Genomic DNA, 13169 nt, shown 5'->3' on the forward strand with positions numbered 1-13169 from the left:
CCTTTTATCTTGTTTGTTATTGTGTACGCAGTAAAATTAATCATTAATTCAGGACAAACCTATGTGGAGGGGAATTTAGAAGCATCATTAGCGAAGTCTTTGAATATCATGATCGGGAAAAAATCAACACAACTTGGACTTGCTGACTTCGAAAATTCGTCTATCAACGATCAATTAAAACGTGCAACTCAGGAAGCAGCATTTCGGCCATATCAGCTATATAGCCAATTAGCAGGTATTATCTCTGGTCTTATCACTGTAATTTCATCTTCAACTTGGTTGTTTCTATGGAAATGGTGGACTGTACCGATCATTCTCGTAGTCTCTTTGACATCACTGTATTCTTTATTCAAATTAAACAAACAACAATTCGATATCTATATGAAAAGGACCCCTTTATATCGTCAATCATGGTATCTGACGCATTTGCTTACAAATGATCGAGCAGTTAAGGAAGTTAAGGTTTTTCAATTGAGCAGTCATTTACTCAACCGTTACTCTGAATTGCTCGAAAGCTTTTATAAAGTAGACAAGAGAATGTTAGGAAAGCTAACTAAACACACATTTATTTACAATTTTTTCGAGCTTGCAGTAATGCTTTGGTTGGTTTGGTTTGTCATTCAAGAAACTTTGTTAAGTACCTTGATGATTGGCAGTTTGTACGGGTATATTCAGGCAATAGTACTTACACAAAGTCAGATACAATCCATAATGAGGAGTTTATTGCAATTTTCCCAAAATCATCTCTATATGGAGCAATTGTTCCTGTTCTTTGAGTTACCAACATCTGACCCTGTTGCTCGATCTTCTCTGCAAAACAAAAAATCTGATTTTAGCTTAGAACACCTAGAACTCAAGAATGTTTCTTTTCAGTACACTGGGAATGACAAGATAGCGTTGAAGAACATTTCCTTATCGTTACGAAGGGGGCAGACCATAGCAATAGTTGGGAAAAACGGATCGGGAAAAACAACGTTAATGAAAGTATTAATGCAACTTTATGACAATTACGAAGGTGAAATTATCATAAACGGAAAAAACATAACCGATTATGATCTGAATATGTATCAAAAAAAAATCGGTACTGTTTTTCAAGATTTCGTTCATTATGAAATGTCCGCCAGAAGCAACATAGGTTTTGGTTCATTGGATCAGTTGGACCAAGACGAAATGATACTAAATGCAGCCAAGTACGCATCTATTGATGATGTAATCCATTCTTTGCCCCAAGGCCTTGATACGCAGTTGGGTAAATGGTTTGAAGAAGGTCAGCAATTATCTGGTGGTCAATGGCAGAGGTTAGCCATAGCCAGAGCTTTCATGCGTAATGCCGATTTATACATTTTAGATGAACCTAGCGCGTTTTTGGACCCGGTTGCAGAACGAGATTTGTTGGAGTTATTTCTTGATTTAATGAAAGATAAGATCGGTGTATTCATTACGCATCGGCTATCTTCTGCACGCCTTGCTCATCAAATAATTGTCATGGAGAACGGTGAGATTATCGAACAGGGAACACACGAGAAATTGCTTAATGATAATGGTACGTATGCAGAGATGTATCGTATACAAGCTAAGACCTTTCAGGAAAACAACATTGAGGAGGTATATCAGCATTGAGTATTGTAATAAACCCTAATCTGGATAGATGGTTGGGCTTAGAAGGCGACTTAAGAAACAACGTTGCAAGCACTTTGGCGTCTGTTGCAAACAGATATAAAACTCCAAGCGAAATTTCAATGAAATCTCAAAATTCTATATTAGCAGTTGATGGATTCGAAGTAGAACGGTGGACGGAAGAAAGTCTAAGTAACGGACATTCCGGAATTTGTCTATTAATGGGTGAATTGGATTATCTCCAACCGGATGCTGGTTGGGATTATGTAGGGCATCAGTATTTAAAGGAATTGCAGAATAAGCTTGAACAAACGGGGTTGCATGATTTGTCATTATACGGCGGATTGCCTGGTGTTCTAATGGCCATACGTTCCCTATCCCGGAGAGGCACCCGTTACCAGTCAATGACAGAAGGTATTGCAACTTGGATGGAAGAACTAGCAATTAAAAAAGTTGATGAACTAGTTGAAAATTGGGGAAGTACTGATTTAAAAATAGGAGATTATGATACGATTCTTGGTCTAAGTGGGCTTGGAAGAGTTATTTTATCATATTATGATCGCCCGGGAATGAAAAAGGTATGGGAACAGATTGTAAATTGGTTCAAATTATATTGTGCAAAAAAGGAAATAGGAGAAGAAACCGTCCCAGGATGGCATATTTCTGCTCGGAGCCAATTTCATGCTAGTGAGACAAATCAGTATCCTTCTGGAAACTTCAATTTAGGACTTTCCCATGGAATAGCAGGGCCCATTGCACTTATGAGCATTGCGATCCTTAAAGGACTACCTGCCGAACCCTTTAAGGATCAATTAAGTAAACTAACTGATTGGCTTGTTCAGTGGAAGGTCAATGGTGAAGATGGAATATACTGGCCTGGCAGGGTTTCTTATGAAGAATGGAAATTAGGTCATCTGCATGTTGAAAATAAAATGCATCCAAGAGATTCGTGGTGCTACGGAACTCCTGGAATTGCACGTGCAATATGGTTGGCAGGCAATGCTTTGGAAAATAAAGAATTATCTAATCTTGCACTTGAATCATATCTGGATATGGAAAAACGCATAGAGATGGACGGAGGGCTAATCTCACCAACCGTTTGTCATGGCCTTTCAGGTTGGCTTCTACTCATCCAACGGATGTACTCTGAAACCGGAGAAGAACGTTTAAGAATGATGCGTGACCGCCTTGTAGAAAAGACTCTAGATTTCTACAAGCCGGACTCTATATTTGGATATTGCGACATAAACTGGATTGATAATAAACTTCAATATATTGATGAAGCAGGCCTTTTAAACGGAGCAGCTGGGGTCTCTCTGGTCTTGGCATCATTATTATCGGATAAAAGTCCTGAATGGGATCAAGTATTATTGATAAAATAAATTAAAAAAAACGATCATTTACTGACCCTAGACGCATCCACGATTCATTATCATCAAGCTCTGCAATACAATTAGTTACCGCTACTATCCAAGCAACGTAGCGGCCTTTATTCGGTTACCTCGGGACCGGCTCTCCGTTGTTCGGATAGGAAGTAACACTGCGCGTTTTGGTCATTATTTTGGAAATTGAAGCTTGATCCTTGGCTCAACAAAAAAACGAGCAAAGGATCGTTGCTCCCTTTCTCAGTGATGATTGATCGATAATTTTAGTGTTCGCTGTCCTAAACGGCAGGAACAGTCTGAGGAACGGTCTCTTCATCATCATGCTCCACCAGTTCATGTTTCTCCCAAGCTCTACTCTTCCAGCGGAAGTACATAATGACCGCGCGGGTCCACTCATCCGCCGCAATGGCAAGCCACACACCAGCGAGCCCCAGATGAAGCTTGAATATGAGCAGGTACCCCAATGGCAGACTCATGCAGACCATGGAGATCAGACCCATGTACACCGGGAACTTTGCATCCCCTGCCGCACGCAGGGAACCAATGATCACTATATTGCAGGTACGCCCGGTTTCGAGCAAAAGACTGAGTAAAATCACTTGAGCCCCCAGCTTGATAATTTCCGGATTATCCGTAAATATGCTCATCAGCGGCACACGGAAAAAAATGATGATTACATCAATGATAACCGTGGCCAGAAGGGCCCATTTTACACTGTCAAAAACACGTTTGTACGCATCGTCTTTGCGCCGCGCACCCACAAGCCGACCTACAATGATCGATGTCCCCATACCAATTGCCATACTGAACAAGTAGATATAGCTGGAGATATTACCCGCATACTGCTTGGTTGCCATAGCTTCTGCGCCCAGATAGGTCACATACAGCGTGAACACGAGCTGGCAGGAATGATATACCATCGATTCCATCGCAGACGGAATGCCAATCCGCAGAATTTTGCCAATGAATTTCTTGGACAACTTAATGTAGTATTCAAAATCCACCCGCACCTCGCTCACACGATACAACAACCAGAAGAAGATCAGCAGGCAGATAAACCGGCTTCCCACCGTGGAGATCGCTGCCCCTTCCACCCCAAGCTTCGGCAGGCCGAAGTGTCCAAAGATCAATGCATAGTTACCAACAACGTGAATCACGTTCATGAATACAGCAACATACATCGTTTCTTTGGTGTAACCATGTGTACGAATCGTCGCAGCCAGCGCATTAATGAGCGCCTGGAGGAAGATACCGCCACCGACGATATTTATATACGAACGGGCAAAATCATAAATTTCGCCTTGAATGTTCAGGAGTGATAACAAATGTCCTCCGAACAGAAGGAAGATTCCACTCAGGACCAGACCTACGATAAGATTCAGTGTGATCGCATTACCCGTAACTTGTGCTGCTTCACTTAACTTTTTGGATCCGATATATTGTGCGACTACAATCGCAGCACCATGTCCAATGACTTCCAATACAAGGATAGCGATAGAAATAATCTGATTGGCTGCTCCAACGCCGGAGACCGCATTATCGGATACCGAGCTGAGCATGAGCGTATCCACGCTCCCCATCAACATAAATAAGAAGAGTTCCAAGAAAATAGGCCATGTAAGTCGAATCAGATTCAGATCCTTGGCATCAGAACGAAGGGACTCTTTGGTTGAGGATATTGCTGTCATTTTCTCACCTTTCCCATGTGGGCTTTAATTCTTAGGGTATGTTAGCACAGGTGGTTTGAAAATGCAGTAGTTTTGCGAAAATAGTTGAAAGTTTTTTGCAATTCCATAAATAGGTATTTTCACTGCTTTCATAAAGCCCCATTTCCGTAAGCTTATCCGAGGTTTCAGAAGACAAAAAAGGCCCCTCCCAACTCGCTTTTAAGCAAGTAATGGAAGGACCTTGGACCCTTAACCTTTTAACCTTTAACAGAACCCGCAGCAATGCCCTCCACAATTCGATTACTCAAGATGAGAAAAGCAATCAGGATTGGCATAATGCTAATCATCAGCGTTGCACCAATGGCTCCCCAATCCGTTGTGTATTGTCCAATAAAGTTCTGTACCCCAACAGTCAGGGTTTTGTACGAATCTGTACTGATGAACGTATTAACAAAGATGAATTCATTCCAGTTATAGATCATGTTAATGATCGCCGTTGTGGAAATGACCGAAGACGTCATCGGCAGCACAATCCGAAAGAAAATCCGATGCACGGAGCAACCATCCATCACTGCGGCTTCTTCCACTTCCCGGGGGAGCGCGTAGTAGAATCCAAGTAGAATCATAATGGTAATTGGCATATTAAAGGCAATATAAGACAGGATGACTGACAAAGGATGATCTGTGAGATGAAGCTTCAGGAACAAGCTGAACAGCGGGATCAACGTGGAGTGTACAGGGATCATCAGACCCACCATAAATAGCCCCAGCACCAGCGAACGACCCTTCCAGCGCATACGTGTAATGGCAAAGGTCACCAGGCTGGCAAACAGCACAGTGACCACCACCGAGACCACCGTAATCCATACACTGTTGAAGAAGTACAAGCTGATATTTCCCTCTGTCCATACCTTGACATAGTTTTCCCAACGCGGAGTAGCAGGAAGGGAAAAAGGCGCCATGTCGAATACTTCCTGATTATTTTTAAGCGAAAATAACAGCAGCCATACCAAAGGTAAAATTTGCAGCAAAGCTACCAAGGACAAGAGGAAATACAGCAGAATATAGCCAAATCTCCTTAACCATGCCGAACCTCGGCTTGTCCCCGGGTAAGTTGGCAATCTAACGGCCGTATCCGTCTTCACCGGGATGGACCTCCTTTCATTTCACTAGGGCGTGTCTGGAAACTCCGAAGGTGGCAGATTTTGCCGAATTTTCGTTCCAAGCAAGGAAATTTTCCGCAGGCGTGCCGGGGCACGTCAAGGGAAAGTGACGCAGCAGGGGGCGAAAAGGCGGTAAAAGATGCACTTCAGCGAGTTTTCAGACACGAACTAGCGTCAGGAATACTGGATCGTATCTTTGGATGCTGTCGCTTTACGAAGCAGCCAGGTAACAAGCAGACAGATCAAGAGCAGGAAGAACCCTACAGCACTGCCGTAACCAAAGTCGAAGCTACGGAACGCCTGACGATACATATAGGAGGCCATCACTTCGCTGGAGCCATTTGGTCCGCCATCGGTCATCACGTAGATGAGGTCAAAATACTTGAGTGAGCCCACCACTGCCAGTACCACAGTCACCTTGATGACTTCTGTAATAAGGGGCAGCTTGATTCGAAAAGCGATCTGCCAAGGACTTGCCCCATCAATCCGGGCTGCTTCCACCAGAGATTCCGGAATATTTTTGAGGGCCGCATAATAGATCAAAATATAGAAGCCTGCATACTGCCATAGAATCGGTACGAACAATGCATACAGCACCAGTGATGGCTCCGCCAGCCAAGCTGGCGGATTGCTGAAGCCGATCGCTTCCAGAAAGGTGTTCAGCACACCATTGCTGGGATGGTAGATCTTCAGCCATAACTGAGCGATCGCGACCGAAGACAGCAGCATCGGGATCAAATATATTTTGCGGAACAGATTGGCCCCCTTGATCTTGCCTGACAGCACCAAAGCGATCATCAGATAACCGATCAGACTCAGCGCAGAGAACAAAGCAAGCAAAAAGGTATGGTTCGCACTCTGCCAGAATGTTCCGTCTTGAAGAAGTCTGGCGTAATTATCCAATCCAATAAAGGTCATTGCACCGATCCCGTCCCATTGCATCAACCCATAATACCCGGTGAGCACGATCGGGATGTAAACCAAGACCAGCAGCAGAAGCAGTGCAGGAAGCACGTACAACGCAGCAACGAGACGGTTGGACATGACTTTGTCCATCACATTATCCTCCCTTCAAGCGTTCAAACGTGTGTACGTCAATTGCCTTTATCAATTGCAGCCTGATGATTCTTCACAAAGTCCTCCGGTGTTACCGCTTTGCCAAACAACGCCTGAATCATGTCGAGATGGGCCTGAGCGGCTGCCGGTTTCATCTGTACATCTGCAAAGAGTGTAAGGCTGCTGGCCTGATTCAATTCGTTGAGCAGGTCAATGTAAAGCTGTGGCAGCTGTACTGCAGCTGTATCCACTTTGGTAGCCGGGATGACGCCTGCTTCAGTTACAGAACTTTCACCCCATTTTTCCACAAAGTATTGCACAAACTTCTGCGCTTCTTCCTTCACTTTGGAGTTCTGGGCCACGAACAGTCCTACGCCTGGACCACCTACCCAGCTGTTAATATCGCTCTTGCCATCTTCCATTGTTGGGAATTTGAAAAATCCGATCTTGTCCTTAAATTCCTGCGGGATGTCCGGGTTAGTCGTGAAGTTTGGCAGTTCCCAGGTACCCATCAGGTACATGGCAGCTTTTTCGTTCATGAATTCGGATTTACCCTCATCGTTAGACAACCCGTTGAAACCTTTGTTGAAGGCATTCATATCCACCAGTTTTTGTACCTCGGCAGCAGCTTGAGTCAGCGCAGGATCATCAAACTTGCCAGAGCCATTGATCGCCTTTTCCAGTGCATCTCCACCTAACCGATTCGCCAGATACATATACCAGAGTGAGCCGGTCCAGCGGTCTTTATTGCCCAGTGCGATAGGAACCTCACCGTTCTCTGTCAATGTCTTCAGCACACTCAGGAATTCATCGTACGTTGCTGGCGGCTGCAAGTTATATTTCGCAAAAATGGCTTTGTTATAATAAATGGGGGAGATATTCAACTCGATTGGTAACGCATATGTTTTGCCGTCTATGGCATAAGCTTCTGTTGTTCCGGCTATGAATTTCTCGCCCAGAGAGTCACTCAGCAGATCATCGACCGGTGCGAACAGGTTCCCCTTCACATAAGGGTCCAGAAATCCGGCAGCCCAAGTTACACCAACATCGGGAAGTTCATTGGATGCCGACAGAATTTTCAATTTGTTCTTATATTGTTCATTCTCCAGCACTTCCTGCTTAATGGTTACATTGGGATGATCCGTCTGATACTGCTTGATGATATCGTTGACCAGTTTGTTTTGCTGTGCGGAGCTGCCTGCTGGCCAGAGGTGCATAAACTTGAGGGTTACTTTCCCATCTGTGCCGTTGCTGCCTGATTCACCCTCTTCATCCGAACTTGAACTGTTACATCCGGATAAAATTACGGCGAGAACCAGCGTCCATGACAGAAGAATGGCCATCGTCTTTTTGCTCATTATTCCAACCCCCTTGGTTTTTTCGGTTAATGTAACCGCTTTAACCAAATTGTAGCACGGGCCTATCACACCTATAAGACCAGAGTAATTTGGAAAAACTCCACTTTTTTGAGGTTATTTGTTATTTCGTTCAGATAGGGAATGCCGATATTTGCTTGGACTAAGCCCCTCAAGACTTTTAAATACCGTGATAAAATACTTATCCGTCTGATAACCCACCTGTTCCGCAATCTCTGAGATTGGCATCGTTGTCTGCACAAGCAACTCCTTCGCGCGCTGAATGCGTTTGCGGGTAAGGTATTCACTAAAATTGATGCCGATCTGTTCCTTGAACAATACGCTGAAGTAACTGGAGTTGAGATGAAGTAAATCAGCGATTTCACGCATGGTCACATGTTCACCCAGATGAGCATCCACATAGGTCAAAGCTTCACTGATCTGGCTATTGAGCCTTTGTTCCCCTCGCTCCTTAACATCCAGCAGCTTGGGGTCAACCATTTCTTGCATCGTTTGAATACGTCGCTGTTGTTCGCTGAACTTTAGGGCTTTTTCGACGGTCTGCAGCAATTGTTCCTTATCAATCGGTTTCAACATATACTCCACAACACCCAGCTTAATGGCCTGCTGGGCGTACTGAAAATCGGCATGCCCCGACATAATCAGGACAACAGGCTTGTTCGAAAAATGTTGAATGGCTTCAATCAGAGACAAGCCAGAGAATTCCGGCATGCGAACATCCGTTATTAACAGATCTGCCGGCTTTTTCTTGAGCCATTCCACAGCCTCGACGCCACTTTCTGCAGTCTGAATGTGATTTCGTCCTGCCGACCATCCCTCCAGTGTTTTGCGAATACCCTCTCTTGTACGCGGTTCATCATCCACGATAAGAATTGTTTTGTCATGAATCATATGCACCCTCCGTTCCCATGGGAATCTCAAAGCAAATGACAGTCCCTTCCCCAACCTTACTTGTTATGGAAAGCTTGCAACGTTCGCCAAGTTGGCTGCCAAAGTAAAGCATAAGTCGCCGATGTACGTTGATTAGACCTACACCTGTACCCTTGTTAGATACAGCGGGCCCGCCATGTAAAGCATGAATGACAGATTGAAGCCGTAATTCGTCCATACCGGGACCATCATCCCGAACCTCAATGCGAACCAGATTTTTCTCGGTCGAAGCATCCACATGGACGCTTATCTTTCCCGGTCCCAGTTTACTTTCAATCCCATGGAGAATCGCATTTTCCACTAAGGGCTGTATGAGCAGTTTCGGTATTGCGACCTTACGCACCGTATCACTCAGCTGAATCTCCCATTGCATTCTCTCTCCCAACCGCATCTGCATAATTTGAAGATAACGCTCGGCGTGTTCCAGCTCGTCGGCAATCGTAACCCATTCATCCTGCTGCGAACTGGAGATGATATAACGAAATAATCGGGACATCGCCACAACCATACGTGCCATCTCCTCGTCTCCCTTCTCCTCAAGGGACCAATAGAATGCCTCCAGTGTGTTGAATAAAAAATGGGGATTAATCTGAGACTGCAACGCCTTCAGCTCAGCCCGGGACTGCATGACTTCCTTCTCATGAACCACACGGGTCAATTCATTCTGCCTGTAGACCATCTGGTTATATACGTTGTTAAGTTCATTGATCTCCATCGTAGAGCTAACCATTAGATTAGGTCTCATTGCTCCCGGCTGTGCACTGCGCATGGCCCGCATCAGACGTATGAGTGGACGTGTAATCATTGTGGACAGAAAAAAGGACATGATAAGGAACAGAACAACACCAATCATTCCCGAGACGAGCAGCGCTGTTCTCAGGATGGATACACCTTCCGTTGTCTCCCGCAGCGGGGTCAGGACAGCAAGTGTCCATCCCGTTAACTCCGATTTTTGCCTGACGACGATATAGGATTCCTCCCCGTTCTGCACGACTGATCCGCTGTCCAATATGGCTTTGGGATCGAGATTAATCTCCAGATCAGAAGTCACCACTTCGCCTGCCCCATCCAAGAGCATGATAGAGTCCTGCGAACCATCTGTCCCATTCGAATCATTGAGTTGAAAAAAACTGCGCTGCATCCGCACCACCACATAACCTCCATGTTCAAAAGAATGATCCAGCAGGTTAATCCGCCGAATAGCCAGAAGCACACCCGGATCTTCAGGGTCAGCGCCTGCCCATACCAGTCTGCCTTTTCCTTCATCCGCCAGGTTAATCCAGTTGCGCTCCACTCTGAGATCGAGGGATCGGTCATCCATCGGAAAGATGCGGTTATAACCCGTGGTGTATATCTCCATACTCTGCGCTCCGTTGATGAAAGACTGATAACTGCCTGCAATCTGCAAGAGAGCTTGGCGCTGATTAAAGGTGGCCGGGTTGTCTTGTTTCTCATCGCTAAGCAGACGCTGCACGTATGAATCATCCGCCACTTGGGCGGTCAGCGAATTCACTTGTGCAATGAGTGCATCCAATCTGCCACTGGCTTGGACAGCGGTTTGATGAATATGTTTCTCCGCATTGCTTTTCAGCAGGGCAGCTACCCGATCATAAGCCGTTATGCCTGCGAGCAGCAGAACAACAAGCATCACCATAACGAAACCAATGAAAATCTGATTCCGAAGTGAGTTAAAATGTCCTTTTTTCCCGTGCAACTTCCCCATTCTCCTCTCTTTTTGGCATGTAAAAGAACCCACCACCTTACGCCCGTGCTCTTGAAGACTGGGTACAAACGATGCCGGATTTATCTACGTATTCAGTTCTTCTATATAAAATGAACAAAAGAATATTTACACTAGCCACTACGATGACAGAATAACCTTCCAATCGCTGTTATCCCCAGATTTTTTGATTCCCTTTTTAAAGGGGAAAATCCGGTGATAAAGGCGAAGCATATGCTTCCGATGCAGCTTTCTTTCAGAAAGCCTTTAGCTCCGCTTTTTCAGGTTATTTCTGCCCTCTCCGTTCTCGTGTAAATGTTTAGTTCATTTATATAGTTAAAGCGCTTGCAGAAATGAACCTTACTCTTCTTCTCTCTTAGTCTTTGTTTACCGATTAAACTAACGACTAAAAAATAGCATAGTTTTACAGGTTAATCAATCCTCCCGAATAGTTCCCAAACGTTAAATGACAAGGATCAAAAAAAGAGAGGGGACTTTTAAAGTCCACCTCTCTTTGTTCATATCCCTTCACACATATCCTTCTCTGTGACACATCTTCAGTTATTTCACGGACCCTTGGGTAACCCCGTTGATGATCCACTTCTGCGCAAACAGGTAGATGATAATCATCGGAAGCAACGCGAGCAGGTAGGATGCAAACGCAAGGTTAAATTCAGTATTGAACTGTCCTTGGAATACATACTGTACCAGCGGCAGCGTGTACTGTCCCGGATCACTGATAATAATGAGTGGCAGCAAGAAATCGTTGTACGTGGATAGGCATGTCAGAATACCAACCGTGGCACTGATGGGTGCCATGAGCGGGAAAATGATTTTCCAGAACGTGCCCCAAGTTGTCGCCCCATCCACAAACGCCGCTTCCTCCAGCGCTACCGGAATGGACCGGATGTATCCAACGTACACAAATACGTTAAATGCCAGGCCATATACCGTGTGCAGCAGGATCAGACCTACCAAGTTCGTCATCTCCAGCGATGCGGTCAGCTTAACGATCGGCAGCATGATGATCGGGAACGGAATGAACATGGCGCTGACGAAGTAATAATAGAGTCCTTTGAAAAACTTGCGTTTCTCCATATTCCGTGCAATCGCATAGGCCACCATCGAGTTACTGAGCAACGTCAAAAGCACGGTGGATGCGGTAACGATTGCACTGTTACGGAAAGATTGGAAGAAGTTTGTCATGTCGATGGCTCTCGCGAAATTCTCCCAGTGAAGTGTCGTCGGAATGGCAAAGACCGATTGGGCCATCTGTTCCGGATTTTTCAAAGCTATTGTAACGGTCATATACAATGGGAACAGGATAAACAGGGTACCCAGCACAACAAGCAGCATAACGAGCCAATTAATTCGTGTACGGCTTCTCATTACAGATCCATCTCCCTTCTTTGCAGGAACCGGATTTGCAGAATTGAAATCACCGCAATAACGATGAAGTAAATAACCGAGTTCGCAGATTGATATGCATATTCGCCGCCTTCAAATCCGCCGGTGTAGATCAAGTGGGAGATGGACTGCGTCGCCCGCCCGGGACCACCGTTGGTCAAGGCTACGATTTGGTCGAAGACCATAAGTGAGTTTTTCATCGCCAGCACCATATTAATGGTGAAGAATGGGGCAATAAGCGGGAAAGTAATACTCCAGAATTCACGCCATTTTCCTGCACCGTCGAGGTTGGATGCCTCGTACAGTGTTGTTGGTATCGTTTGCAGACCAGCCAAATACAGAATCGTATTCAGGGCCACGGATTGCCATACTGCAACAATGACGATACCGATCCAAGCCAGACTCTCGCTGCCGAGAATGTTGGTGGATAGCGCATTGATGCCCAGATTTTGTCCCCAGATCGGGAATACGTTGGAGAACAGGTAGTTAAATATGTAACCTACGATCAGTACACTCAGAATATTGGGCAGGAAGTAGATGCCGCGGAAAAAGTTACGGAACTTGATCTTGGCATTCAGCCCGAGTGCAATGAGTAAGCTCAGAATATTGGTCAGGATCGTCACCACGATCGCAAATTTGAACGTAAACCAGTAGGCATTGCCTACATTGTCATCTTGGAACAAGTTGAAATAGTTTTTAAAACCAACAAAATCATATTCTTTCCCGAATCCGTTATAATTCGTAAATGAATAATAGATGCCCTGAAGGGCCGGCAGCGTCATAAATACAAAGAACAATACTACCGCCGGAACCGTCATCCAGTAATAAGGTGCGATTCGCTTGTTCAT

General features: G+C 45.1%; 10 protein-coding genes. 2 read left to right on the forward strand and 8 right to left on the reverse strand.

The window, feature by feature from the left end:
- Positions 1–9: 9 nt before the first annotated feature.
- Positions 10–1620: an ABC transporter ATP-binding protein gene (locus MHI55_RS29585; RefSeq protein ID WP_340387957.1), complete on the forward strand. Its 1611-nt coding sequence runs from the start codon at positions 10–12 to the stop codon at positions 1618–1620.
- Entirely contained in the window at positions 1617–2999 is a 1383-nt protein-coding gene (locus tag MHI55_RS29590; RefSeq protein ID WP_076251837.1) for a lanthionine synthetase C family protein, read from the forward strand. The genes MHI55_RS29585 and MHI55_RS29590 overlap by 4 nt, the downstream gene beginning before the upstream one ends.
- A 281-nt stretch (positions 3000–3280) precedes the next feature.
- Here the strand turns inward: MHI55_RS29590 and MHI55_RS29595 are convergent, their stop codons facing one another.
- The 8 genes from MHI55_RS29595 to MHI55_RS29630 form a co-directional block, all read right to left on the reverse strand.
- Positions 3281–4690, reverse strand: coding sequence for an MATE family efflux transporter (locus MHI55_RS29595; protein ID WP_076251839.1), 1410 nt, complete (start codon positions 4688–4690; stop codon positions 3281–3283).
- Positions 4691–4926: 236 nt separating this feature from the next.
- The gene (locus MHI55_RS29600; protein ID WP_047841074.1) at positions 4927–5790 is read right to left on the reverse strand and encodes a carbohydrate ABC transporter permease; all 864 of its coding nucleotides are present in this window, start codon (positions 5788–5790) and stop codon (positions 4927–4929) included.
- 216 nt (positions 5791–6006) lie between these two features.
- Positions 6007–6888, reverse strand: coding sequence for a sugar ABC transporter permease (locus tag MHI55_RS29605; RefSeq protein ID WP_036606643.1), 882 nt, complete (start codon positions 6886–6888; stop codon positions 6007–6009).
- Between the two features lie 38 nt (positions 6889–6926).
- Complete coding sequence (locus tag MHI55_RS29610) at positions 6927–8246, reverse strand: extracellular solute-binding protein (protein ID WP_076251841.1); 1320 nt, start codon at positions 8244–8246, stop codon at positions 6927–6929.
- A gap of 114 nt (positions 8247–8360) precedes the next feature.
- Positions 8361–9155 carry a response regulator gene (locus tag MHI55_RS29615; RefSeq protein ID WP_036671597.1) on the reverse strand — a complete coding sequence of 265 codons (795 nt, stop codon included), beginning with the start codon at positions 9153–9155 and terminating at the stop codon, positions 8361–8363.
- Positions 9145–10917, reverse strand: a complete 1773-nt coding sequence (locus MHI55_RS29620; protein WP_340387959.1) for a sensor histidine kinase — start codon at positions 10915–10917, stop codon at positions 9145–9147. The genes MHI55_RS29615 and MHI55_RS29620 overlap by 11 nt, the downstream gene beginning before the upstream one ends.
- A gap of 558 nt (positions 10918–11475) precedes the next feature.
- The gene (locus MHI55_RS29625; RefSeq protein WP_036606635.1) at positions 11476–12303 is read right to left on the reverse strand and encodes a carbohydrate ABC transporter permease; all 828 of its coding nucleotides are present in this window, start codon (positions 12301–12303) and stop codon (positions 11476–11478) included.
- The gene (locus MHI55_RS29630) at positions 12303–13169 is read right to left on the reverse strand and encodes a sugar ABC transporter permease (protein WP_036606633.1); all 867 of its coding nucleotides are present in this window, start codon (positions 13167–13169) and stop codon (positions 12303–12305) included. The genes MHI55_RS29625 and MHI55_RS29630 overlap by 1 nt, the downstream gene beginning before the upstream one ends.

Source organism: Paenibacillus sp. FSL E2-0151 (assembly GCF_037993015.1).
GTDB lineage: Bacteria > Bacillota > Bacilli > Paenibacillales > Paenibacillaceae > Paenibacillus > Paenibacillus amylolyticus.

What these genes read in the sequence shown, in the direction of transcription:
- MHI55_RS29625 (WP_036606635.1), bottom strand. Translation starts at nt 12,303, where the DNA reads ATGAGAAGCCGTACACGAATTAATTGGCTCGTTATGCTGCTTGTTGTG.
- MHI55_RS29595 (WP_076251839.1), bottom strand. Translation starts at nt 4,690, where the DNA reads ATGACAGCAATATCCTCAACCAAAGAGTCCCTTCGTTCTGATGCCAAG.
- MHI55_RS29605 (WP_036606643.1), bottom strand. Translation starts at nt 6,888, where the DNA reads ATGGACAAAGTCATGTCCAACCGTCTCGTTGCTGCGTTGTACGTGCTT.
- MHI55_RS29620 (WP_340387959.1), bottom strand. Translation starts at nt 10,917, where the DNA reads ATGGGGAAGTTGCACGGGAAAAAAGGACATTTTAACTCACTTCGGAAT.
- MHI55_RS29610 (WP_076251841.1), bottom strand. Translation starts at nt 8,246, where the DNA reads ATGAGCAAAAAGACGATGGCCATTCTTCTGTCATGGACGCTGGTTCTC.
- MHI55_RS29630 (WP_036606633.1), bottom strand. Translation starts at nt 13,169, where the DNA reads ATGAACAAGCGAATCGCACCTTATTACTGGATGACGGTTCCGGCGGTA.
- MHI55_RS29615 (WP_036671597.1), bottom strand. Translation starts at nt 9,155, where the DNA reads ATGATTCATGACAAAACAATTCTTATCGTGGATGATGAACCGCGTACA.